This is a genomic window from Pectobacterium actinidiae, from assembly GCF_000803315.1.
GTDB lineage: Bacteria > Pseudomonadota > Gammaproteobacteria > Enterobacterales > Enterobacteriaceae > Pectobacterium > Pectobacterium actinidiae.
In genome coordinates, this window is the sequence record NZ_JRMH01000001.1 from 1,719,126 (window position 1) to 1,741,923 (window position 22,798).

26 protein-coding genes are annotated in these 22,798 nt (G+C 53.2%); all 26 read left to right on the forward strand.

Annotated features, from left to right (window positions below; translation table 11 throughout):
- Window positions 1-51: 51 nt before the first annotated feature.
- The 26 genes from dinG to KKH3_RS07250 all read left to right on the forward strand — a co-directional run bounded on the left by dinG (window position 52) and on the right by KKH3_RS07250 (window position 22,797).
- The gene (gene dinG, locus KKH3_RS07130; RefSeq protein ID WP_039357471.1) at window positions 52-2,151 is read left to right on the forward strand and encodes an ATP-dependent DNA helicase DinG; all 2,100 of its coding nucleotides are present in this window, start codon (window positions 52-54) and stop codon (window positions 2,149-2,151) included.
- 542 nt (window positions 2,152-2,693) lie between these two features.
- Window positions 2,694-4,133, forward strand: a complete 1,440-nt coding sequence (locus tag KKH3_RS07135) for a serralysin family metalloprotease (protein WP_039357474.1) — start codon at window positions 2,694-2,696, stop codon at window positions 4,131-4,133.
- A 105-nt stretch (window positions 4,134-4,238) separates the two neighbouring features.
- Window positions 4,239-4,550: a protease inhibitor Inh/omp19 family protein gene (locus KKH3_RS07140; RefSeq protein ID WP_039357477.1), complete on the forward strand. Its 312-nt coding sequence runs from the start codon at window positions 4,239-4,241 to the stop codon at window positions 4,548-4,550.
- Window positions 4,551-4,567: 17 nt separating this feature from the next.
- Window positions 4,568-6,295: a type I secretion system permease/ATPase gene (locus tag KKH3_RS07145; protein WP_039357480.1), complete on the forward strand. Its 1,728-nt coding sequence runs from the start codon at window positions 4,568-4,570 to the stop codon at window positions 6,293-6,295.
- Window positions 6,296-6,322: 27 nt separating this feature from the next.
- Entirely contained in the window at window positions 6,323-7,651 is a 1,329-nt protein-coding gene (locus KKH3_RS07150) for an HlyD family type I secretion periplasmic adaptor subunit (protein WP_039357483.1), read from the forward strand.
- Between the two features lie 2 nt (window positions 7,652-7,653).
- On the forward strand, window positions 7,654-9,030 hold the full coding sequence (locus KKH3_RS07155) for a TolC family outer membrane protein (protein WP_039357485.1): 1,377 nt from the start codon (window positions 7,654-7,656) through the stop codon (window positions 9,028-9,030).
- 194 nt (window positions 9,031-9,224) lie between these two features.
- Window positions 9,225-9,554 carry a putative holin gene (locus KKH3_RS07160; protein ID WP_010281025.1) on the forward strand — a complete coding sequence of 110 codons (330 nt, stop codon included), beginning with the start codon at window positions 9,225-9,227 and terminating at the stop codon, window positions 9,552-9,554.
- A gap of 1 nt (window position 9,555) precedes the next feature.
- Window positions 9,556-10,167: a transglycosylase SLT domain-containing protein gene (locus KKH3_RS07165; RefSeq protein ID WP_039357487.1), complete on the forward strand. Its 612-nt coding sequence runs from the start codon at window positions 9,556-9,558 to the stop codon at window positions 10,165-10,167.
- On the forward strand, window positions 10,157-10,831 hold the full coding sequence (locus tag KKH3_RS07170; RefSeq protein ID WP_039357491.1) for a hypothetical protein: 675 nt from the start codon (window positions 10,157-10,159) through the stop codon (window positions 10,829-10,831). Before KKH3_RS07165 ends, KKH3_RS07170 begins: the two co-directional genes overlap by 11 nt.
- Window positions 10,821-11,150, forward strand: coding sequence for a hypothetical protein (locus KKH3_RS07175; RefSeq protein WP_010294923.1), 330 nt, complete (start codon window positions 10,821-10,823; stop codon window positions 11,148-11,150). Before KKH3_RS07170 ends, KKH3_RS07175 begins: the two co-directional genes overlap by 11 nt.
- Window positions 11,143-11,454 carry a hypothetical protein gene (locus KKH3_RS07180; protein ID WP_039357494.1) on the forward strand — a complete coding sequence of 104 codons (312 nt, stop codon included), beginning with the start codon at window positions 11,143-11,145 and terminating at the stop codon, window positions 11,452-11,454. Before KKH3_RS07175 ends, KKH3_RS07180 begins: the two co-directional genes overlap by 8 nt.
- 228 nt (window positions 11,455-11,682) lie before the next feature.
- Window positions 11,683-12,150 carry a Gp37 family protein gene (locus KKH3_RS07185; protein WP_039357497.1) on the forward strand — a complete coding sequence of 156 codons (468 nt, stop codon included), beginning with the start codon at window positions 11,683-11,685 and terminating at the stop codon, window positions 12,148-12,150.
- Complete coding sequence (locus tag KKH3_RS07190; protein WP_010281040.1) at window positions 12,147-12,344, forward strand: hypothetical protein; 198 nt, start codon at window positions 12,147-12,149, stop codon at window positions 12,342-12,344. The genes KKH3_RS07185 and KKH3_RS07190 overlap by 4 nt, the downstream gene beginning before the upstream one ends.
- Window positions 12,334-13,761, forward strand: a complete 1,428-nt coding sequence (locus KKH3_RS07195; RefSeq protein ID WP_039357499.1) for a phage tail sheath subtilisin-like domain-containing protein — start codon at window positions 12,334-12,336, stop codon at window positions 13,759-13,761. Before KKH3_RS07190 ends, KKH3_RS07195 begins: the two co-directional genes overlap by 11 nt.
- Complete coding sequence (locus KKH3_RS07200) at window positions 13,761-14,285, forward strand: phage major tail tube protein (RefSeq protein WP_005972713.1); 525 nt, start codon at window positions 13,761-13,763, stop codon at window positions 14,283-14,285. Before KKH3_RS07195 ends, KKH3_RS07200 begins: the two co-directional genes overlap by 1 nt.
- 56 nt (window positions 14,286-14,341) lie before the next feature.
- A complete protein-coding gene (locus KKH3_RS07205) occupies window positions 14,342-14,638 on the forward strand; it encodes a 2Fe-2S iron-sulfur cluster-binding protein (protein WP_039357502.1) in 297 nt (98 codons plus the stop codon).
- A gap of 136 nt (window positions 14,639-14,774) precedes the next feature.
- Window positions 14,775-15,095, forward strand: coding sequence for a phage tail assembly protein (locus tag KKH3_RS22385; protein ID WP_039357505.1), 321 nt, complete (start codon window positions 14,775-14,777; stop codon window positions 15,093-15,095).
- Window positions 15,040-15,183, forward strand: a complete 144-nt coding sequence (locus KKH3_RS22560) for a GpE family phage tail protein (RefSeq protein WP_094431851.1) — start codon at window positions 15,040-15,042, stop codon at window positions 15,181-15,183. The genes KKH3_RS22385 and KKH3_RS22560 overlap by 56 nt, the downstream gene beginning before the upstream one ends.
- A gap of 220 nt (window positions 15,184-15,403) precedes the next feature.
- Window positions 15,404-17,866, forward strand: a complete 2,463-nt coding sequence (locus KKH3_RS07215) for a phage tail tape measure protein (RefSeq protein WP_039362235.1) — start codon at window positions 15,404-15,406, stop codon at window positions 17,864-17,866.
- Complete coding sequence (locus KKH3_RS07220) at window positions 17,866-18,795, forward strand: phage tail protein (protein ID WP_039357509.1); 930 nt, start codon at window positions 17,866-17,868, stop codon at window positions 18,793-18,795. Before KKH3_RS07215 ends, KKH3_RS07220 begins: the two co-directional genes overlap by 1 nt.
- A complete protein-coding gene (locus tag KKH3_RS07225) occupies window positions 18,785-18,997 on the forward strand; it encodes a tail protein X (RefSeq protein WP_039357512.1) in 213 nt (70 codons plus the stop codon). The genes KKH3_RS07220 and KKH3_RS07225 overlap by 11 nt, the downstream gene beginning before the upstream one ends.
- Complete coding sequence (locus KKH3_RS07230; protein ID WP_052201311.1) at window positions 18,985-20,145, forward strand: phage late control D family protein; 1,161 nt, start codon at window positions 18,985-18,987, stop codon at window positions 20,143-20,145. Before KKH3_RS07225 ends, KKH3_RS07230 begins: the two co-directional genes overlap by 13 nt.
- Window positions 20,142-20,723, forward strand: coding sequence for a phage baseplate assembly protein V (locus KKH3_RS07235; RefSeq protein WP_039357514.1), 582 nt, complete (start codon window positions 20,142-20,144; stop codon window positions 20,721-20,723). The genes KKH3_RS07230 and KKH3_RS07235 overlap by 4 nt, the downstream gene beginning before the upstream one ends.
- Before the next feature lie 58 nt (window positions 20,724-20,781).
- Window positions 20,782-21,129, forward strand: coding sequence for a GPW/gp25 family protein (locus KKH3_RS07240; protein ID WP_025918624.1), 348 nt, complete (start codon window positions 20,782-20,784; stop codon window positions 21,127-21,129).
- Window positions 21,120-22,223 carry a baseplate assembly protein gene (locus tag KKH3_RS07245; protein ID WP_039357518.1) on the forward strand — a complete coding sequence of 368 codons (1,104 nt, stop codon included), beginning with the start codon at window positions 21,120-21,122 and terminating at the stop codon, window positions 22,221-22,223. Before KKH3_RS07240 ends, KKH3_RS07245 begins: the two co-directional genes overlap by 10 nt.
- On the forward strand, window positions 22,216-22,797 hold the full coding sequence (locus KKH3_RS07250; protein WP_039357521.1) for a phage tail protein I: 582 nt from the start codon (window positions 22,216-22,218) through the stop codon (window positions 22,795-22,797). The genes KKH3_RS07245 and KKH3_RS07250 overlap by 8 nt, the downstream gene beginning before the upstream one ends.
- Window position 22,798 lies beyond the last annotated feature (1 nt).

Genomic DNA, 22,798 nt, shown 5'->3' on the forward strand with positions numbered 1-22,798 from the left:
CCGGGCGTCTGTGGGACAATGGCGGCCAGATTACACAGATATAGAGTATGCATGGCGCTGTCCCCCGCAATAAAATTGCAGATTGGTCAATGGTATAAGGCCCTGCAAGAGCAAATCCCGGATTTTATTTCCCGCGTTCCCCAGCGACAGATGATTGCCGAAGTGGCGAAAACGCTAGCGGGCGATTACCCGCGTCATCTGGCTATAGAAGCGCCAACTGGCGTCGGGAAAACGCTTTCTTACCTGATTCCGGGTATTGCGGTAGGGCGTGCGGAGGACAAAACGCTGGTGGTCAGCACCGCGAATGTGGCGTTGCAGGATCAGATTTACAGCAAAGATTTGCCGCTATTGCAGAAGTTTATTCCCGAACTGAAATTTACCGCTGCATTTGGCCGTCGTCGTTATATTTGCCCACGTAATCTGGCGATGCTGGCAACCGATCCCGACGCGCAGGGGGATTTACCGCTCTTTCTGGATGATGAACTGATGTCCGCCAGCAAGGAGGAAAAACGCACCTGTGTACGGCTTGAGAAAGCACTGCAAGGTCATGCCTGGGATGGGCTGCGCGATCATTATCAGGATTCACTTGACGATAGCCTGTGGCAGAAGCTGAGTACCGACAAAGCGAACTGCCTCGCGCACAACTGTCATTACTACCGTGAGTGCCCATTCTTCATCGCACGACGTGAGATTGAACAGGCCGATGTGGTTGTGACCAACCATGCGTTGGTGATGGCGGCGATGGAAAGCGAATCGGTACTTCCTCCCCCTAAAAATCTCCTGCTGGTGCTCGACGAAGGACACCACATTCCCGATGTTGCCCGCGATACGTTGGAGATGTCTGGCGACATTCATCCGGCTTATATGATGGCGCAACTGGAACAGCTAGTGCAGCTTATCGGGCAATGTATGGCGCAGTTTGCGCCTAAATCGCCGCCGCGACTCGCTAACAGCGAACGGTTAACCAGCCACTGTGAGGAGATCCGCGAGTGCGTGCTGTCTTTCTCGCAAATGTGCGGGCTGTTTCTTCCGCATGACGGACTGGAAACCGAATACCGTTTTGCGATGGGCAAAATGCCGGATGAAATGCGTGAACTCTGTGTGCGGTTGTTCAAATTGACGGACACGCTGCGGGCGTTGGCAGAGTATATGCTTAACGATCTCAGCGAGAAAACTGGCAAGCATGACGTGGTGCGGGTCTATCAGGCACTGCTGAAAATGAGTCGCCAGCAGGGTTATCTTGAGTCCATGAGCAAGCTGTGGCGGTTGGCGGCGATGGAGAAATCGTCGAACGCGCCAGTTTCCAAGTGGGTCACGCGGGAAATGCGCGATAACCAGCCGCATCTTCATCTTCACTGTGCGGGAATTCGCGTCTGCGATCAGCTTGAAAGGCTGCTGTGGGGGAAGGTGTCGCACGTCGTGATGACCTCGGCAACGCTGCGTTCATTGAACAGTTTTGCGCGTATTCAGGAGCTTTCTGGCCTAAGCGAGCAGGAAGGGGACACCTTCATCGCGCTGGATTCACCGTTCAATCATCGCGAGCAGGGACGTCTGGTGATTCCCAAAATGCGTTATGAACCGTTAATGGAGTCAGAAGCGCAGCATATTGCTGAAATGGCACAGTTTTTCCGGGCTGAGTTAAAACAGGATAAGCATAAAGGGATGCTGATGCTGTTTGCCAGCCAGCGTGCTATGCAACTCTTTCTGACGCAGGTTACCGATTTACGTCTGATGCTGCTGGTTCAGGGAGATAAACCGCGTTACAGGTTGGTCGAGCTACATCGTCAGCGGGTACAGGAAGGTCAGACTAGCGTGTTGATTGGCTTACAGTCCTTTGCGGAAGGGTTGGACCTGAAAGGGGAACTGCTTTCTCAGGTGCATATCCATAAAATCGCGTTTCCGCCCATCGACAGCCCGGTGATTCTGACGGAAGGCGAATGGTTAAAAAGCCTCAAGCGGCACCCGTTTATCGTACAAAGTTTGCCCAGCGCCTCGTTTAACCTCATCCAGCAGGTTGGGCGCCTTATTCGTAGCCATGACTGCTTTGGAGAGATTGTCATTTACGATCGTCGTCTGTTGACTAAAGGCTATGGCGCACAGCTGTTGGCAGCATTGCCCGTCTTTCCGATTGAACAGCGGGATATGCCATAACAAATTCCTCTGTACCCTTCGCCCGAATAAGGGGGTAATGAGTCCCTATTTAGCGCTATATTTTTTTATTCTTATTTGTTAGATTTGTCTCGGAACAGCAAGGATGCCGTTAATGTGTGTGACGATAGTGGTAATGTTTGTAATAAAATATGTCATTACGCAGCGCGGTTTTTATCAACCAGGGACAGGTGCCATGATGAAAATTAACGCAGTGAATAAAAATTCCTTCCTTTTCAAAAATGAATGCTGTCTGGCATCCGTTTGTCTTGCTGTCCATATCAATACCAATAATAAAAATTAGTCACTGCAACCTTATTATTTATCATTTGATAATAACGATAATAATTGGCGTTCTTTCTTAATTATTTCCTTATAGAGATAATTTTTATTTATATGTGTTTTTTGGATATACATATTTTTAGTGAGCGTTATCTACCCAGGAGACGATTAGACCGCAGCCATGTGCGGTACATGCAACTCCACTATTGCATGAAGGGATTTAGGATTCTGATCATCCCGATCAGACTTATGGAGAAGAAAAGATGGCTTTACGAGATTTACATGACGAAGATACCGTAACATCTGCATTGGATGCGACTGGTACGGGATTTAGCGATGTCGCCCCGCTGTTTTACAACCATGTTCGCGGTGGTGACTTGGTGTTGAAGGGGATTCCTTCTTTCACCAGCGATCAGGCTGCCCGTGAAATTACGCGCGACGGCCTGACCTGGAATGCGAATGAATTTGGTAAATCCGCTAATTTGACTTATTCGTTCTTGCAAAATGTGAGAACAATCCCTTCTGGCGATCAGGGGTTTGTGAAATTTAACGATGCTCAGATTCAGCAGGCTAAACTGTCTCTGCAATCGTGGGCTGATGTTGCTAACCTGACGTTCACCGAGGTGAATCCTGCTAACCAGAAAGCCACCATCACGTTTGGTAACTATACCCGTGATTCAAGCGGTCGGATTGATAACGATACGCAAGCCTATGGCTATATGCCGGGTAATTACTCCGCGGCAGGTAGCACCTGGTACAACTACAACGTTGATAACATTCGTAGCCCGGATACCATGGAATACGGTCGCCAGACGCTGACGCATGAAATCGGCCATGCGCTGGGCCTGAATCACCCAGGTGATTACAATGCAGGCGAAGGTAACCCGACTTACCGTGATGTAACCTACGCAGAAGATACGCGCCAATATAGCCTGATGAGCTATTGGAGCGAGCAGAATACTGGCGGCGACTTCCAGGGGCATTATGCTGCGGGTCCGTTGATTGATGATATTTCTGCGATTCAACTCCTTTACGGCGCAAATATGACCACTCGCACCGGTGACACGGTATACGGCTTTAATTCCAACACTGGTCGTGATTTCTATACCGCGACCAGCAGCAGCCAAAAACTGATCTTCTCCGCTTGGGATGTCGGCGGTAACGACACGTTTGATTTCTCTGGTTACCGAAACAATCAGACTATTGATTTGAACGAAGGTCGTTTTTCTGATGTTGGCGGCCTGAAAGGTAACGTTTCCATTGCTCACGGCGTGACCATCGAAAACGCCATCGGCGGTTCCGGCAACGATACGATCATCGGTAACGATGCAAACAATATTTTGCAAGGTGGCGCAGGGAATGACGTCATTTACGGTGGCGGCGGGGCAGACACGCTTACCGGTGGGGCAGGCAGAGATACTTTCGTCTACACCAGTGCAAGCGATTCTTCCTACACATCAGGCTTTGACACGATCACGGATTTCCAGAGCGGCATCGACAAAATCGACCTGTCAGCGCTGAATTCAAAAGGTGATTTTCAGTTCGTCGAGTCTTTTACCGGAAATGGCAATGAAATCCTGCTTGACTGGGATGCGGGTAGCAACGCGACTAATCTCTGGCTGAACTTTGCCGACCAGACTACACCAGATTTTTTGGTGCACATCGTTGGTCAGCCTTCTGCGGCAACCGATTTTATCGTGTGATGTAGCAAGGACGGGGTAACCCCCGTCCTTTTCTGTTATCGACTTGGGGCCACTATGAAAAAGTTAATCATCGCGGCGCTGTTAAGTGCAATAAGCGGAGGATGTATGGCGAGTAGTTTGAAGTTGCCTTCAGCAAGTGAGCTAAGCGGCGTATGGCAGTTGCGTGGCGGGGAACAGCAGTGTGAGGTTGTGCTACATAATACGCCGTTAGTGGATAATACCTGGCGCTTTGAGGGGAACGCGCCGTGTTTACAAGCGCTGCTGTCGGACGTACCTGCTGGGTGGCGGCCGACGCCGGACGGTATTACGCTGACAAAAGAACAGGGCCAGTCCGTGGCGTTCTTTAGCAAGGAAAAAGAGGGCTATACGTTGATATTGCCTGATGGCAGTGCACGTACGTTGCATAAACAGCCCTGACAGGAGAGGCAAACGCAGTGAGTCAACTAGCAAATAAGGAACGTTCGTTGTTGAGCATACTGCGTCCTTTCCGGCGCAGCTTTTGGAGTATTGGGATTTTCAGCGCCATCGTTAATCTACTGATGCTGTCGCCTTCGATTTATATGCTTCAGGTTTACGATCGCGTATTGGCGTCGGGGAATGGCACCACGTTACTGATGCTCACCCTGCTGATTGCCGGTCTGGGGATATTCATGGCGGCGCTCGAATGGGTGCGAAGTCTGGTGGTCGTGAGACTCGGCACTCGTATCGATCTACAGCTGAATCAGCAGGTCTTCAACGCCGCGTTTGAACGCAATCTGGAAGTTGGTGAGGCCAAAGCCGGTCAGGCGCTGAACGATCTCACGCTATTACGGCAGTTTATTACGGGCAACTCACTGTTTGCCTTCTTCGATATTCCTTGGTTTCCCTTCTTTTTACTGGTGCTGTTTCTGATCCATCCGGTTCTCGGCCTGCTGGCACTGGGAGGAACGGTGGTGCTGGTGCTGCTGGCATGGCTGAATCAGTATCTCACCACGTCGCCTTTGGAAGAAGCAAACCATGAAGCGCTACAAGCGACCCATCTTGCGGACACGCAACTGCGTAATGCTGAAGTCATTGAATCGATGGGGATGCTACCTAATTTGCGCCGCCGTTGGTTGGGGCAACACTATCGCTTTATTACGCTGCAAAATTTAGCGAGTGAACGAGCTGCGGTTGTCGGTGCGGCATCAAAGCATGCGCGTATTTTTTTACAGTCGCTAATGCTTGGCGTGGGCGCGATGCTGGCGATTAAGGGCGAAATCACGCCGGGGATGATGATTGCGGGGTCAATTCTTGTCGGGCGTGTGCTGAGCCCTATCGATCAGTTTATCGGTATTTGGAAGCCGCTGAGCAGCGCGCGACAAGCCTGGTATCGACTCAGCCGTATTATGACGGCTTATCCACCCAAAGCGGAGGCGATGGCGTTACCAGCACCGGTTGGCCAACTGAGCGTCGAGAATGTGCTGTTGCAGACGCCGCAAGGGGCGTCACGATTGCAGGATATTCATTTCTCGCTTCAGGCGGGAGAAACGCTGGCGATTCTGGGCGCATCGGGTTCAGGTAAATCAACGCTGGCACGTTTGCTGGTTGCGACACAAACACCGACGCGTGGCAAGGTTCGATTGGATGGCGCCGATCTTAATCTGGTGGATAAAACGGCGTTTGGCCCGGCAATGGGCTACCTGCCACAGGATGTGCAGCTCTTTAAAGGCACGCTGGCGGAGAATATTTCCCGCTTTGGCGAGCATGATGCGGAAAAAATTGTCGCAGCGGCGAAGCTGGCTGGCGTCCACGAAATGATTCTTAGCCAGCCGCAGGGATATGACACACCGCTTGGCGCTGATGGAAACGGGCTGTCGGGCGGACAGCGGCAGCGTATTGCTCTGGCGCGAGCGGTGTATGGCGATCCCTGCCTGCTGGTACTCGATGAACCGAACGCCAGCCTCGACAACGAAGGTGAAATGGCACTGGCGCAGGCGATCTCGCAGCTCCAGAAGCGAGGCGCGACGGTGGTACTTATTACGCATCGTCCTGCATTAACCACGCTGGCGCATAAAATTCTGGTGCTCAATCAGGGTAAGCAACAGCGTTTTGGGCCCGCGCGCGATATTCTGAACGAATTGCAGCCGCGTCGTGCTGCCAATCAAGCACAAATGACACCTGCTGCCGCTGTCCAGCAGTAACAGGGAATGACGAATACAGGGAAAGACATGTTCGCATCAGAAATAAGTGAAGAGAGTATGAACCAGACGGCGCGGCGTGATGAAAAACGTGCTGTGCGTTTGGGATGGTTGCTGGTGCTCGCTGGGTTCGGTGGTTTTCTCCTGTGGGCGCTGTTTGCACCGTTGGACAAGGGCGTCATGGTGAATGGTAGCGTCGTGATTTCCGGCAACCGCAAGGTTGTGCAGCACAACCAGGGTGGCATTGTCGATAAAATCCAGGTGAAAGACGGCGACAGGGTTGAAGCTGGTCAGATTCTGCTCACGCTGAATGAGGTCGATGCGCGTTCGGCGAGTGAAGGGTTGGATGGTCAGTATTTACAGTTGGTCGCGCGGGAGGGGCGGCTGCTTGCCGAGCAGCAGCGCCTGAGTGACATGGTGATGACGCCTCGCCTGCGACCGCTAGCGGAAAAGTCGGAGATGAGCGTGATTACAGCATTACAGCGTGATTTACTGCACAGCCGTCAGCAGTCGCTCAAGCTTGAGGCAGAAGGAATGCGATCGAGCATCGCGGGTATGGAGGCGTCACTCAGCGCCCAGCGTCAGGTAATGACCAGTAAGCAGAAGCAACGGGAGACGCTGGAACAACAGCTGCAAGGGCTGCGTTCATTGGCGGCGGAAAACTATGTACCGCGCAACAAAATGCTGGAGAACGAACGCCTGCTGGCGCAGCTTAACGGCGATATCGCCCAACTGGCGGGGGATATCAATCGTAACCGTCGTGATATTGAACAACAAACGCTGCTGATCGCCCAGCGCCAGCAGGAATACGACAAAGAAGTGAACAGCGAGCTGGCGGAGGTGCGGGCGATGCTGAGCGATGTGGGCAGCAAGAAGGAAAAAGCCGATTTCAATCTGGCGAATATCCAGATGCGCGCGCCGGTCTCCGGTACGGTGGTCGGGCTGAAAGTGTTTACGGAAGGTGGAGTGATTGCGCCGGGTCAGACGCTTCTGGAGATTGTACCGGACGATCAGCCTTTATTCGTGGATGCGCGTCTTCCCGTGGAACTGGTGGATAAAGTCTGGGCGGGATTACCCGTTGAACTCCAGTTCGTCGCGTTTAATCAAAGCACGACGCCGCGCGTGGCGGGAACGGTCGAACTGCTGTCCGCCGACCGCCTGCTGGATGAGCGTGACGGTTCACCTTATTACAGCCTGCGCGTTCAGGTGGATGACGCAGGGAAACGTGCGCTGGAGGGACTGGAAGTCAAGCCGGGTATGCCGGTACAAGGATTTGTTCGTACCGGAGAGCGGTCGTTCGTCAATTATCTCTTTAAACCTTTAATGGATCGCCTGCATCTGGCATTAACGGAAGAGTAATCATGCAAAGGATCGCGATAATCGTGCTGTTTGGGCTACTTTCTTCAGGTGCCAACGCATTAGGACTGCTTGATGCGTGGGAATTGGCGCTGCGTAATGACGCGCAGTTTCGCGCGGCAGGGTTTGAGCATGCAGCCGGTCAGGAAGAGGAGACGATCGGGCGTGCCAATCTGCTTCCCAATCTCCAGTATGGCTATAACGCTAACCGTAGCCATTCCAAAGTTACCCAAACGGATAGCTCCACGGGTAACACGCTAAAACGCGATTATGACAGCTACACGTCAACGCTATCGTTGCGCCAGCCGTTGCTGGACTATGCGGCCTGGGCGCGTTATCAGCAGGGCGTTGCCCGCACGCTGATGGCCGATCAGCGTTTTCGCGATCGCAGTCAGGATTTGATGGTGCGGTTATATCAAGCCTGGAGCAGCGCGCTGCTGGCGCAGGAAAAGCTGCAATTGCTGGATGCGCAGCAGCGGGCTTATCGGGAACAACTGGCGCTGAATAAACGCCTGCTGCTGGCGGGTGAAGGCACGCTAACGGATGTGCGGGAAACGGAAGCGCGTTTTACGCTGATCGACGCGCAGCGCATTGAGCAGCAGGACAATCTGGATGCTGCGATCACCGATTTGGAAAATATGACGGGGACGGTGCTGGATATCACGACGCTGTATCCTATGACGCTTACCCAACTGCCCTCTGCGGAATCCGATAAGCAGACGCTGGCGCAGTGGCGCGATCTTGCTGTGCAGCACAATGCCAAACTGGCGACGCAGCGCGAGGGGCTGGCGGTCAGCCGTTATGAAATTGAACGCAGCCGTGCCGGTCATTTACCTACGCTGTCGCTGGTGGCATCGTCGCGCAATAGTCGTTCGGAAAGTGAATACAACTACAACCAAAAATACGACACACAGAGCGTCGGTTTGCAGTTGAATGTCCCGCTTTACGCGGGTGGTTCCGTCTCGGCATCCATGCGGCAGGCCGCAGCGGAATATCAGCAAAGTCAGGCGGAGCTGGACGATCAAACCAAGCAAACGCTGGCGGAATTGAAAAAGTACTACAATCTGTACAATAACGGCTCGGCGAAAATTAAGGCTTGGCAAATGACGGCCTCATCCGCGCAAGACGCGGTGAATGCCACACGGTTGAGTGTTGCCGGAGGCGAACGCATCAATCTGGATATTTTGCTGGCCGAGCAGGATTGGTATAACGCTCGACGAGAGCTGGCGGAAGCGAAATACAGCTGGCTTCAGGCGTGGCTATTACTGCGCTATACCGCAGGTACGCTGAATGAGAAAGATATTCTGGAACTGGCGGCCTGGTTTCAGCCTGCAACAACGTCATTAGCCAACCACAAGATCAGCAGAAACGAAAACAGATGATAAAAATCATATACGGATAATCGGCTATGATTTTGATCAGTAGGGAAGTTTATGCAGGTGTAACGTGAAGCATGAAGAATAGAAATGGTTTAATTCTGTGGGATCTTGTGCCTTAGTCATACTTAAACTCCTTTAAAATCATAAAACCCCCTCATTTTGCATAATGGCCTCCATTCTTATCAGGAGGCTTTATCGTGAAAAAAATCAAAAAACCGCGTCTTACCGGCTGGATTGTGACATCCGCTTTTCTCTTTGCTGTTATCGGGCTGATTTCGCCGCAACAGCTTCCCGTCACCGTCTATAAGCTCTCGCTTATCTCACTCGCTGCGGTATTAGGCTATTGGCTGGATCGCTCGCTGTTTCCTAAAGCGCGCCCCGGTCTGTTCCTCGAACAAGGCGATGAGCCTGTACCGCGGGGACGTTTCCCGGTTCGGGACGGTCACCACACCGTATTTGCCGCCGCGATGTTACGACGTGCGCTGATTGTGTCAGCCGTTTGCATCGGCGTAGCGATGGGGTTGTGATATGCGACACCTCCTCATCATGCTGTTTTTTAGCCCGATGCTTTTTAGCGCGACGGTCTGCGCCGACGCGATCCCTCGTGCGGCGCAGGCATATCGCAGTGATGTGATACGTAGCGCACGACTGGATTGGGGCATGAATGCCCCGATTGCTGACTTTGCAGCGCAGTTGCATCAGGAAAGTGGCTGGAATCCACGCGCAGTGTCGCCTGTCGGTGCGCAGGGGCTGGCGCAGTTTATGCCGACAACTGCCGATTGGTTTAGCGGCATTGTCCCTGAACTTCGCGCTAATCAACCGTTTAACCCTGCCTGGGCTATCCGCGCGCTGACAGGCTATGACCGCTGGCTGTGGACACGAATTAACGCCCGCAACGACTGCGAGCGCATGGCAATGACCCTGTCGTCCTACAACGGCGGACTGGGGTGGTTACAGCGTGATAAGCAACGCGCGAAAATCGCTGAGAAAGACATCCTGCGTTGGTTTGGCCATGTAGAAACCGTCAATGCCGGGCGCAGTGCCGCCAACTGGCGTGAGAACCGCCATTATCCCGATCGTATTTTGCATCAGTTGGCACCACGGTATTTGAGCTGGGGGAGGGCGAGCTGTGTGGAATAGTCTGTTTATCAATAGCCTGAAATCCTTTCTTTCGCCACGCGTGGTCGCTGTCCTGCTTGTGGTTGTGTTGCTACTCGCGGTTTATCTGACCGGTCGTCATCAGGGGTATCAACTGGCAGAAGCTCTGGGCGATGCCGCGCTGGCGAAACAACAAGCTGCATTTAATGTGTTACAGCAGCAGCAGGCTGAAACCCAAAATCAGTTATTACGTGCAGCGGCGGAGCAATATCAGCAGCAGGTAGAGCGTGGAAATCAACTCGAACAGCGCTATGTCGCAGCGCGTCAAAAACTGGCGGCGGATAACGCCGCTCTGCAACGGAAAATTGACTATGTTACTCAGCAATACATTGACGAAAAAGGCAAAGTTCAGCCTGTGCAGTGCGTGTTTACTCGTGGCTTCGTGCAGTACTACAACGCCGCTTTCGGTCTGCCCGCCAACGGTGCCTCGGACGCTACCGCCGCTGCCCGCCGCACTGGCACAGCGTCCGGTGCCAGCGCAACCACTGACGCCGAATTACAGCCTTCAGGCGTCTCCCAGCGCGACATTCTCGCCAACATCAGTGACAACGGAGAGCGCTATCAGGCGCTGAGTGCGCAGGTTAACGCGCTGCTGGATTACATCGAAACGTTACAACAGGCAGGGGAGGTGACACGTGAAGATTGAAGTGGAATTCTGGTCGTTGGTCGGCCTGTTGTTGTCGTTTATGAGCTTCCTGTTTGCCGCCGGGCGGATTTTGCTCACGCAGATTGAAAAGCGGCTGAACGAGCGTTTCGCCGCCCTGGAAAATGCTCGCCAGAAGAGCGAGCAAGGGTGGACGCGATTGGAACGTGAGTTTTTGGAGTTCCGCGCCGATTTACCGCTGGTTTATGTCCGACGTGAGGATTACATCCGTGGTCAGACGGTCATCGAAGCCAAACTGGATGCACTTTACAACAAACTGGAGCTAGTGCAGCAGCGGTATTCGGGAGGCAATCATGGCTGATACGCAGTGTATTCGACAGGAATCGATGCGCTGGCACTTGCTTATCGCATTAAATAAAACGCGGCCTTACACCGCGAATGAAATGTTCCTGCTAGCGCTGATGCAGCGGCTGTATGCCGATGCCTCAGAGCCGGAGCTGCGTCACGCACTGGATTATCTGGCTGAGCGCAAGATGGCGGTATTGACCAAGGAGGTCGGCGGCGTCTGGCTGGCGAATCTCACTCGTCTTGGTGTGGATGTCGTCGAATATGCGGTTGATTGTATGGTTGGCATTGCCCGGCCGGAAAAATATTGGGATCGGTAATCCCGTTACATTGCTTTCACTTCTGTCTTTGCGCATTATCAGTCTCTCAATATTTCTTTGCGCCAGCACGATTGTGCTGGCGTTTTTTTTAGAAAAATAAACATATTTTTCATGTGATTAGAAATTTTTATCAATAAGTCATTTCGCTGTTTTTTTCTAAAACAGATTAAAAGCCGCAGCCAGCCATTACCCGGATACTAGTGCCATCAACACAGCGGGTGAACGGATATGAATACCAAACCAATTATCGATGCGGTGATAGCCCGCCTCCAGCAGCACTTACCGGCACGGCGGATTGCGTCCTGTCCAGAAAACATTCTGATCGGGCCTGATCTCCTGACACCTGGTGATGTGCTGGTGGGGTATCGCGGTTCCGAATTTTCCGCACCGGAAGATGCGGATTCTCCGGTTCAGACGCAGCGACCACAGCTGGTGGTTGCCGTGCTGTTACCGGAGCTGGATGGCGAAGACGGCGTGCTGGCCACGCTCGATACCGTCCGTCAGGCGCTGGGAGGATACCGACTGCCTGACTGTCATCGCGGTATTCGGCTAGTGCGTGACCGCTACGTTGGTCACACCGAAGGACGCTGGCATTACGCCATCGATTGCACCACAGAAACCCTTTTTATCGAAGACCGCGAGCAGACGGATGGTCCGTTGCTTACCACGGTTAATTATGAGGAGAAAGACGCATGAAATACCGCTACACCGGCCCCGCCAGCGGCGTCACGCTGGCAGATGGTCAGGAAATTCTGCTTTGGCCCGCTCAGGTGACTGAACTGCCAGCAGATCATGAGTACGTGAAAACGCTGATCGCGCTGGGCTATTTGCTGCCTGTCGCGGATCAGGTTCTGGCTGATAGCGCAACGGAGGTGACCCTTGGCCGCTAATTATTTACACGGTGTAGAAACCATTGAAGTTGAAACCGGTGCGCGCCCGGTGAAAACCGTCAAATCTGCGGTGATTGGGCTGATTGGTACGGCACCGCAGGGAGCGGTAAATGACGTCACGCTGTGCCTTTCTGAAAAAGACGCGGCGCAGTTTGGTAGCCCGTTCGACGGTTACACCATCCCGCAGGCGCTGGATGCGATTTACGATCATGGCGCAGGTACGGTGCTGGTGATCAACGTGCTGGATCCGGCGAAACACAAATCGTCGGTAAGTGCAGAACAAGTCACGTTTGACAAAGCCACCAGCACGGCGCAATTGGCAAAGCGCGTGGTTGCCAAGCTGGTGTTGACGGCGGCAGAAGGCGGTGAGCCGTTTGTGGAAGGCCAGGACTATACGTTGGATGCGCAAAGCGGCGTCCTGAAAAACCTGGGGAAAAACATCGATGTTGCCGCTGTGGTTAGCGCGTCTTATGACTTTGCTGATGTCACGAAAGTGACCGCCGCCGACATCATCGGCAGCATCAACGCCGCGGGCAAACGCACTGGTATGAAGCTGCTGAATGATACCTACAATCTGTACGGCTTCTTCGCCAAGATTCTGATTTCTCCGGTGTTCTGTACGCAAAACAGCGTAACGACCGAACTGATCTCGCTGGCCGACAAACTGGGCGCGATTGCCTACATCGATGCGCCAATCGGCACCACTTTTGCGCAGGCGCTGAGCGGCCGTGGCCCGGAAGGCACGATCAACTTCAACACCAGCTCTGAACGCGCTCGTCTGTGCTATCCGCACGTAAAAGTGTACGACGCGGAAACCAACAGCGAACGTCTGGAGCCACTGTCGGCGCGTGCCGCTGGCTTGCGTGCCAAAGTCGATCTGGAGAAAGGTTTCTGGTGGTCGTCGTCCAATCAGGAAATCAAAGGGATCACCGGCGTAGAGCGCCAGCTGTCTGCGATGATTGACGATCCGCAAAGTGAAGTGAACCTGCTGAACGAGCAGGGCATCAGCACCATTTTCAACAGCTATGGTTCTGGCCTGCGTCTGTGGGGCAATCGCACCGCGGCCTGGCCGACAGTGACGCACATGAAGAACTTCGAAAACGTGCGTCGTACTGGCGATGTGATTAACGAATCCATCCGCTATTTCAGCCAGCAGTACATCGATATGCCGATCAATCAGGCACTGATCGATGCGCTGGTGGAATCCGTCAACGCCTACGGCCGCAAGCTGATCGGTGACGGCGCGCTGCTGGGCTTCAAGTGCTGGTTCGATGCCGCACGTAACGAACAAACCGAGCTGGCGGCAGGGCACCTGTTGCTGAACTACAAATTCACTCCGCCACCGCCGCTTGAGCGTCTGACCTTTGAGACGGAGATCACCTCGGAATACCTGGTAACGCTGGAGGGTACTAACTGATGGCCGGGAAAATTGAAGTAAACCGTATTACCAACGCCAACATCTATATCAACGGCACCAACCTGCTGGGGCGTGCGCAGGAAATCAAACTGCCGGATGTCTCCATGATCATGCAGGAGCACAAAGCGCTGGGTATGGTCGGCAAAATTGAACTGCCTGCGGGTTTCGACAAGCTGGAAGGCGAGATCAAATGGAACTCCTTCTACCGTGAAGCGATGCTGGCGGCGGCAAACCCGTATCAATCGCTGGCGTTACAGTGTCGCTCCAGCGTGGAACGCTACGGCTCCCAAGGCCGTATCGAAGAAGTACCACTGGTGACGTACATGACCATCATGTTCAAAAAGAATCCGCTGGGCACGTTCAAACAGCACGAAAACCCGGATTTCAGTAGCGCGTTCAACTGCACTTATATCAAGCAAGTGATGAACGGTGAAGACCTGCTGGAGCTGGATTATATGTCCAACATCTTCATGGTGGGCGGCGTGGATCAACTGAACAGCTACCGCGCCAATATCGGCGGTTAATTTATCTTCCAAGCCCGCCAGTGGGGCGGGCGTTTACATCAATCAGTGAGGTGGTTATGACTGCATATGTTTTTGATATTATTGACCTCGAGCATGATATTCATTTTCAATGTCCCGAAGATGTTTACATCTTGGATGCAGCAGAAGAAGCGGGTTTTACTTTACCCTATTCTAGTCGTGCTGGGGCTGACTCGTCATCGGTGGCTCGATTGATTTCTGGTCAGGTTGATCAAAGTGATGGTTCCTATTTGGATGAAGACCAGAAAGCGGCAGGATTCTTTCTGACGGATACATCTTATCCACTGAGTAACTGCGTTGTTCGCTTCTTTGCGGAAGATGAGCTGCATCGTTAATTATCTCTCTGTGATCGTAATGAAAAGGGGCTTCGGCCCCTTTCTTATGCCCGCCATTTTCGTTTTCTAATTCGCTTTAAAATCGTTATTCCTCGCCGCACGCGATACTGCTCCCGACATTTACTAAGGAGCTGTTATGCACACTGAAACCTATTCTCTGCAATTCCCTTACACCACCTCTGCCGGTCAGCGCGTGGAGTCCATTTCGCTCAAGCGTCTGAAAGTCAAAGATATCAAAGCAGTGAAAAAAATCAGCGATGACCCAAGCAATTGGGACGACGCGCTGCTGTCGCGCATGACCGGTCTGGTGCCGGAAGACATCGATGAGATGGACGCGCAGGACTACATGGCGCTGCAAAAACGATTTCAGCAGCTACTTGGGTTGGATAACGCAACCGGCGCTGCTGTGGAAAGCACAGGCTCTGCTGGCGAGGTGGTTTCGCTTTCAACCGAGTGAGATTGATGCGCTGGAACTGGACGATTTTGAACGCTGGCTAGATGAAGCCAGCGAACAGATAAAACGTGAGAACGGTGAGGAAGACTGATTACTGACAGGATTAATGAATCTACTATTCACCCTAACCCGGCCAGCGACAGGACGCTGGCCGTTTTGCTCCCTCACCACCTGTCTTCTCCCGATTATCACCCGTCCTTTTCCTCGTTTTATCCCCTGTTTGTGATGGGGAAACCAAGCTGGAGCGGCGCAAGCCGCCGTCTCCGAACCGTCCCACAAGGGGCTTTTCTGAATGAGAGTGAACCGTGGATATGCTTTTAAACGGTGTCATGCTGGGCAGGGCGTTTGGTGCCACGCTGGATGACACAAAAAAATCGCTGCAGCCACTTAGCGATAAACTCAAACAAGCTGAGGAGTGGCAGCGTCTGTTTAATCAGTCGCTAGAACGCTTTGGCAACGTCAGTTTGCGCAGCACACAAGTGACGTCCCGACTGAGCCAGTCACTAAGTAAATTGGTAACCAATCAGGAACGGCTGGAGAGTAGCCAGTCACGTCAAGAAACGCTACGTAGCCGTCGGGGTGAACTCGCCGAGGATTTTCAGACTAAGCGTGCGCAGTTTGGTTCTGTCATGAAGCCAATTGTGGCGTCGGTCACATACTATGCCTCATTTGAGGCGCAGTTGCGCGACATCAGCGTTGCACATGGGATATCGACTGAGCAGGAAAAGTTGATGGGGCAGCGTCTGCGTCAAGATTCTCAACGCGTAAACCAAATGCCGGATGCATTGCTCGGGAGTGCCGGGCAATTGCTTGCTCGCGGTATGTCGCTGGATCAGGCAACGGATGTTGCAGCGGTGCTGGGGAAAACCTCAACGGCCTCTGGTGCGGCGTTGTCCGATCTTACCGCACTCTCAGCCACGTTGGATGACGTGTTTAACCTGAAAGGGGCGAAGGCGCAGGAGGAATCCTTCTCCCGCATGCTGGCGGGTACTAAACAGGGATTCTCCATGGCGTCGATGGCGCAATACGCGACGGCGCTGGCTCCAGGATTTACGGCGATGGGAGCGACGGGTAATCAGGCGCTGAGTCAGTTGGTTTCCAGCCTGAGCGCCACGAAAGGCGCGGATACGGAAGTGAACACGGCTGCTCGGCTGGGCAGCTTTATGAATGCTGTGGGGCGAACCGACATTGCCGATAGTTACTACAACGCAGGCGTAGATTACAACGCGTCACTAAAAAGCTATATGAAAGGTGGGTATTCGCAGTACGACGCGGCCGTTCAGATTAGTAACCGATTCATCGACAGTAAGGGCAGCCAATTCCAGCAACTGTGGGATAAGGCCAGCAAAGCGGGCAATGTAGACGCGCAGCAAAGCTTGATGCAGCGCTACGGCTTGCAGGAGGTGTTCCGCACACCAGAAGCGGTAAATCATGCGCTGTCGATGAAGCAGAATTGGCAGAGCTATCAAGCGAACCAACAGCGGATGAACAGCCCGGCGGCTACACAAACGCTGGAGCTCGACTTCGCCCGTCAGAATGACACATTAACTGCGCGCTGGAACCGAATGACAACGTCAGTGATGAATATTGCGCTCAATGTGGGTGAAGCGTTGACGCCAGTATTGGTTTCTCTGAGTGATGCGCTGATCCCTATTTTGGATCAATTGGTGACCTGGACGGCCGCGAACCCTGAACTGGTTCGCGGGATCGTGATGGCGGTTGCCGGTTTCTTCGCGTTCAGAATGGCATTGAGCGGTGCGAAGCTGGGGATTACCACGTTGTTATCACCTTTGCAGAGCGTTTGGATCGGTATTTTGCAGGTTCAGCGCGGCTGGCAATTGTTCAATGCGGGATTAAGAACGACGGGTATATTGCAAGGTGTGGGAGCGGCGCTGAACCGGCTGGTTGGTGGGGCTGGATCTCTGGCTCGCATGCTTGGCGGAGCGTTACGTAGCGGCTTGATGATTGTGGGGCGAACGGTTTTGTTTCTGGGGCGTATGCTGCTGATGAATCCGATTGGTTTGGCAATAACGGCAATTGCGGGAGCCGCTTACCTGATTTACCGATACTGGGAGCCGATTAGCGCGTTCTTTAAAAACCTCTGGTCACACGTTAGCCAGGCGTTTAATGCGGGGTGGGAGGCGCTCAATAATGCGGTATCCGGTGGCGTAGTAGGTATTACAGCTTTACTGCTCGATTGGTCGCCATATGGAGTAATCTATTCAGTATTTTCCAATGCTTTCAATGAGCTGGGTATTCAGCTTCCCGGCAGTCTAAGTGAGCTCGGTGGTGTGATTATTGACGGACTGGTTAATGGTCTGACTAGCGCTTTCCCTGAGTTAAAGGGCGTCCTGAAAACGATCGACGAATTTATTCCTGATAGTGTTAAAGACTTTTTGGGCATTGGTTCGAAAACCGTGTCTATCGAAGCTAGCGGTCAATCTGTGGCTGCCAGTGCTGTAGCCCCGCCAGTTCTAAAACCTACGCCGATATCTGCATTGTCGCTACATGAACCTATTGCTGAAAAGGGCACTGCGCCAACGCCGCAACAACGTGTCGCAATGACCTCCCCAGCCGGAGGAGCGAAAGGCAAGCTCGTTAGTGCGGCTTCTTCCGAGCGTGTTCAGGTTGCTTTCTCTCCCACCATTTATCTCAACGGCCAGAAGGCCGCGCCAACGCCTGAAATGACGAAGACGCTGACGCTTAGCATGAATGAACTGGAAAATATGTTGAACAAGCTGTTCGCTCAGCGTGAGCGCAGGGGGTACGCCTGATGTTTGCGGTATTAGGGAATATTGAATTTAAAGTGACCGCCTACTGGGACGGCTTTAATACGTCATTCGGGGCAGATTATGCCGAGCATAGTCGTATTGAAGGTAAACCCGGTCTGCAATTCATCGGTGCGAAGCTGGACGAGATTCATATTAGCCTGGTGTTTCACCAACAGTATTGCACGCCGGATGTCGAACTGATGCGGTTGAATGAAGCGATGCGGGCGCATCAGGCGATGGCGCTGGTCTTCGGTAATGGGGATTATCGCGGCTGGTTTGTGATTACCGCATTGACCTCGACCAGCCAGCATACCGACGCGAAAGGCAACGTGTTGGCAATGAATGCCGAGCTGACGCTGCGCGAATACATTGGCGATCCGAAGAATCCACTCAAGCCGCCGGCGATACAGACACCTGTTCCTAACGTCAGTGCCATCACGAAAGCCATCGAGAAAGTGAGCGATTTTGCGACCTCGCTACGTACGGCTGTCACGTATGCCAAGAAGGCGCAATCAGCCTTTAAGGCGGTGAAAACCACGGTGCAGATTGTTAAACGGATGAAGAAAAATCCCGAAACGGCGCTGTTGCAAATTCCCGGGCTGCTAACGCAAGTCGGGAATGTATTGACGCCGTTAAGTGAGGTGGAACCGGCGTTTAAAAAAGCGGCAGAGGCCATATCTGATACGGCGGTTCAGGCAGAGAAGATGATGCCTGAAATTACAGCGGTTAATAAAGCGGCGAATGAAATGCTGAAACAGGTCAAGCAAGTTGCCACCTTGTTGCAGGACGTCGACAGCAAAAATGTTATCGAGAAGCTGGAAGCCATCAGTAAGCATGTTGATGCCGCTAGCGACACGTTTAAAGGCGCGGAGCCTGCGCTGAGCAAATTGACTGCGGAAATTGTGAAGAGGGTTAAACAATATGCACCTTGAACATATCACCACACAGGGCGAGCGGTGGGATACCTTGTCCTACCGGTATTATGGCGATCCGCTCGGCTATCCGCGAATCATTGCCGCTAATCCGCAGATCCCCATTGTGCCGCTGTTGCCATCGGGTCTGGTGGTGCTGATTCCGATCATTGAACAGGCAGAGGCCAGCAACGCGGAGGACACCCCACCATGGTTGCGTTAACGGAAGAACTCACGTTGCTCTCTCCCGCTGTGTCAGACGTGCTGCAACCCGCGTTCACCCTGTGGTATCAGCAGAAAGACATCACCAATGATATCGCGCCGTATGTCACCAGCGTGACGTATACCGACAGCATCAAGAATGAATCGGATTCGATAGAAGTCAGGCTCGACGATACCGATGGCCGTTGGATGGATAAGTGGTATCCCGGTACGGGCGATACGTTATCGCTCAAGCTAGGTTATCGCGGCGAAACGCTGTTTAACTGCGGTACGTTCTCGATTGATGAGATTGAGGTTAGCGCACCGCCCAGCGAAGTGATGATTCGCGGCGTTGCGACATCGGTCAACCGTGCGCTGCGAACCAAGTCAAACCGCGGTTTTGAGGACACGACGCTAGCCGCCATTGCGACACGTATCGCGAAAAAGCATCAGTTGATGCTGGTAGGGAAGATTCAAATCATCAAGATTGATCGTGTGACGCAATATGCGGAAACCGATGTCGCTTTTCTAAAGCGGCTCGCCAGCGAATATGGCTATGTCGTGAAAGTGGTTAATGACCAGCTGATTTTTTCCCATCTGGCAACGCTGCGCAGTCAGGCGCCTGTTCGACAAATCAAGCCAACGGATGTCGCGCGTTTTTCACTGCGTGACACCATCAGCCATGTCTATAAAAACGCCAAGACCAAATACCAGAAAGGGAGTGAAAAGAAACTGATGGTTTATGAAGCCAACGGTGGCGTGAAAAACGAAATGAAGTCTGCTGGTGCTGAAACCAGCGCAGATACGCTGAAAGTTAACACGCGTGCGGCGGATGCCTCTGGTGTGCGGATGAAAACCGATGCCGCATTGGATGCACACAACGAAAAGCAACAAATGGGATCGATGACGCTGATGGGCAGCCCACAGTTGGCGGCGGGGAATAAAGTTGAACTGGTGTCGTTCGGCCAGCTTTCCGGTCAGTGGCTGATCGACTCGGCTCGTCATGTTCTGGAACGGGGCAGTGGTTATACCACCGAGATCGGTGTGACGCGTGGACCGATTACGGCAGGCAAGCGTAAGTCGGACAGCGGAAAAACGCTGGTGACGTACCACCCGAATGGTAGTCAGACAACACAAACGGTTAAGAGTAAAAAGGATGTGGGGTTATGAGTTTATCTCGTCGAATTGGCACGATAAGCGCGGTGGACGAGGCTCGCGTGATGGTGCGCGTTCGTCTACCAGAGTGCGACAATCTGCGTACGGCCTGGCTACCGGTATTACAGCGCAATACGCAGAATAATAAGGATTATTGGTTGCCGGATATTGGCGAACAGGTTGAGGTTCTGCTGGATGGCAACGGCGAAGACGGCCTGGTACTGGGAGCCATTTATTCTGCCGCCGATGTGCCAACGCTGGCAGATAAGGACAAAAGGGCGGTGACGTTCGCTGACGGTGCGCATATTGAATACGATCGCCGAACGCATACGTTAACGATCAACGGCGGCGTGCAGCATATTGCGATTAGTAGCGGCGCTGATGTGGTGATCAACGCCCAGAAAGTCACTATCGATGCGCCAGAAACCACCGTGGCTGGCAAACTCGTAGTACAGGGACAACTCACTTACGAGAGCGGGATTTCCGGTTCTGGCGGTGCCAGTCTTAGCGGCGATGTCAGTATCTCCGGTAACGTCAGCGCTAGCGGAAGCGTCATGGATGCGGGGGGCAATTCCAACCACCACTCGCATTAGCGTTTTCCTAAACCGCTTTACAATTCTTTCTTCTCACCGGGGGCGACAATAGCCCCCTATGAAAACTCAATCTGTTTTTTGGCAACCGGCGCTGCAACGTTCTGGCGACATCGTCGAAGGAACGGCAGATATCATGCAGGCGATTCATATCATCCTGCGGACACCCTGCGGCAGCGACCCACATCGGCCTGACTTTGGTAGCAATCTACATCTGTATCTCGATTATCCGATCGATCGTGCGATCCCGCATGTCGTCAGGGAGTCGGTAGAAGCGATCAAACGATGGGAACCTCGCTGCCAGTTACTGGCGGTTAAACCTTCTGTGAATGGGGCTCACCTGACGCTGCTCGTTAGCTGGAAAACCGCTAACGGCGCGACACAGACCACGGAGTTGTTATGGCGCTGACAGAACCCAATTTTATTGAACGCGACGCGGCGAAGATTACCGCCGAAATGATCGCGAAATATGAAGCTGACTCAGGGAAAACACTCTACCCAGCGCAGGCTGAACGCTTGCTGATTAACCTCTTTGCCTACCGGGAAACCTTAGTGCGTAGTGCGGTTCAGGAAGCCGCCAAGCAGAACCTGGTCGCGTTTGCTCGTGCACCGATGCTGGATTATCTGGCAGAGCTGGTTGGCGTCTACCGTTTGGCGGCGCAACCGGCAAGAGCAGAGCTTCGCTTTACCCCCGAGACGCCGCTAGTCAGCGATTTGCTGATTCCGGCAGGCACCCGCGTCAGCGCATCGGACAGCGTGATTTTCACTACCGATAGCGATGCACTTTTGAAAGTAAACGGCAGTGGCGTCACGGTGCTGGCGACCTGTACTGAAAGTGGTGAGGTGGGCAATGACTGGCTACCTGCGCAGATCAGTACGTTGCTGGATGAGATTGGCGATAGCGATTTACGTGTCGTCAATATCACCAAAAGCAGCGGCGGCTCCACAGAAGAAGAGGACGATCGCCTGCGTGAGCGTATCCAACTGGCACCGGAATCGTTCAGTACGGCGGGATCAAAACTGGCATATCGCTTCCATGCGATGCGAGCACACCAAAACATTGTTGATGTTGCGGTAATGTCGCCCGAACCGGGCGAAGTGGTGCTGTATCCGTTGCTCAGCACGGGCCTGCCGGACAGCAGCATGCTCTCGCTGGTGGAAAGTTTTTGCTCTGACGAACAGGTGCGCCCGCTGACGGATTTTGTCTCCGCTAAATCACCCACACAGGTGGATTACACCATCAGTGCCAAATTGACGCTGTTTAACGGCGAACAGGCTGGCGTCGTTCAAGCGGCGGCGGAGAAAGCGGTGCAGAGCTGGGTTGAGACTCGAACTGCAACGCTGGGACGCGACATTGTTCCAAGCCAGATTATCGCCACGCTCTCCATTCCCGGCGTGTATCAGGTGGAACTCGTTTCGCCATCATTGATGGTGCTTGATGACAGTGAATGGGCGAACTGCACGGGCATCAATATCAGCGTCGTCGGGGTGTCGAATGGCTGATTCATTGCAACTGCTGCCCCCTCCGTTGGCTGCCGATGCCCGTTTCCGCTCGCTGGCGGAGCTGGCCGACCGTTTTGATGACATCGACCTGAATACTCTGCTGGTTTATCTGATCGATATCGCTGACGGCAGCGCCTTGCCTTGGCTGGCTGAACAGTTCTCGTTGTTTGGCGACGGCTGGGAATTGGCGGAATCGGATGACTCCAAACGTGCGCTGATTAAGGCCGCTATCGATCTGCATCGCAGCAAAGGGACGCCCTGGAGCATTAAAGAAATCATCCGCCGTTTTGGTTTCGGCGAGAGCACGCTGATCGAAAATATTGGCCGCCTGAGTTACGACGGGGAAACCACCTACAACAATTTTTATGTACACGGTGATAAAGCGGCATGGGCGGTTTATCGCGTGCTGCTAAAACAACCGGTTACCAACGATCAGGCCAGAATGCTGCGCAGTGCTATCGGGCTTTTTGCCCCGGCACGGTGCCATCTGGCCAGCATCGAATATTGGGAAGTGCCTATCCGCTACAACCGGACGGCAATACACAACAGTAACTACAATCATGGGAGCGCTTAAA

Coding starts and splice junctions, on each gene's coding strand:
- KKH3_RS07235 (WP_039357514.1), top strand. CDS start 20,142: ATGAGTTTATCTCGTCGAATTGGCACGATAAGCGCGGTGGACGAGGCT.
- KKH3_RS07220 (WP_039357509.1), top strand. CDS start 17,866: ATGTTTGCGGTATTAGGGAATATTGAATTTAAAGTGACCGCCTACTGG.
- KKH3_RS07190 (WP_010281040.1), top strand. CDS start 12,147: ATGAAATACCGCTACACCGGCCCCGCCAGCGGCGTCACGCTGGCAGAT.
- KKH3_RS07155 (WP_039357485.1), top strand. CDS start 7,654: ATGCAAAGGATCGCGATAATCGTGCTGTTTGGGCTACTTTCTTCAGGT.
- KKH3_RS07140 (WP_039357477.1), top strand. CDS start 4,239: ATGGCGAGTAGTTTGAAGTTGCCTTCAGCAAGTGAGCTAAGCGGCGTA.
- KKH3_RS07205 (WP_039357502.1), top strand. CDS start 14,342: ATGACTGCATATGTTTTTGATATTATTGACCTCGAGCATGATATTCAT.
- KKH3_RS07185 (WP_039357497.1), top strand. CDS start 11,683: ATGAATACCAAACCAATTATCGATGCGGTGATAGCCCGCCTCCAGCAG.
- KKH3_RS07240 (WP_025918624.1), top strand. CDS start 20,782: ATGAAAACTCAATCTGTTTTTTGGCAACCGGCGCTGCAACGTTCTGGC.
- KKH3_RS22385 (WP_039357505.1), top strand. CDS start 14,775: ATGCACACTGAAACCTATTCTCTGCAATTCCCTTACACCACCTCTGCC.
- KKH3_RS07200 (WP_005972713.1), top strand. CDS start 13,761: ATGGCCGGGAAAATTGAAGTAAACCGTATTACCAACGCCAACATCTAT.
- dinG (WP_039357471.1), top strand. CDS start 52: ATGGCGCTGTCCCCCGCAATAAAATTGCAGATTGGTCAATGGTATAAG.
- KKH3_RS07250 (WP_039357521.1), top strand. CDS start 22,216: ATGGCTGATTCATTGCAACTGCTGCCCCCTCCGTTGGCTGCCGATGCC.
- KKH3_RS07150 (WP_039357483.1), top strand. CDS start 6,323: ATGTTCGCATCAGAAATAAGTGAAGAGAGTATGAACCAGACGGCGCGG.
- KKH3_RS07215 (WP_039362235.1), top strand. CDS start 15,404: ATGCTTTTAAACGGTGTCATGCTGGGCAGGGCGTTTGGTGCCACGCTG.
- KKH3_RS07135 (WP_039357474.1), top strand. CDS start 2,694: ATGGCTTTACGAGATTTACATGACGAAGATACCGTAACATCTGCATTG.
- KKH3_RS07180 (WP_039357494.1), top strand. CDS start 11,143: ATGGCTGATACGCAGTGTATTCGACAGGAATCGATGCGCTGGCACTTG.
- KKH3_RS07165 (WP_039357487.1), top strand. CDS start 9,556: ATGCGACACCTCCTCATCATGCTGTTTTTTAGCCCGATGCTTTTTAGC.
- KKH3_RS07225 (WP_039357512.1), top strand. CDS start 18,785: ATGCACCTTGAACATATCACCACACAGGGCGAGCGGTGGGATACCTTG.
- KKH3_RS07245 (WP_039357518.1), top strand. CDS start 21,120: ATGGCGCTGACAGAACCCAATTTTATTGAACGCGACGCGGCGAAGATT.
- KKH3_RS07230 (WP_052201311.1), top strand. CDS start 18,985: ATGGTTGCGTTAACGGAAGAACTCACGTTGCTCTCTCCCGCTGTGTCA.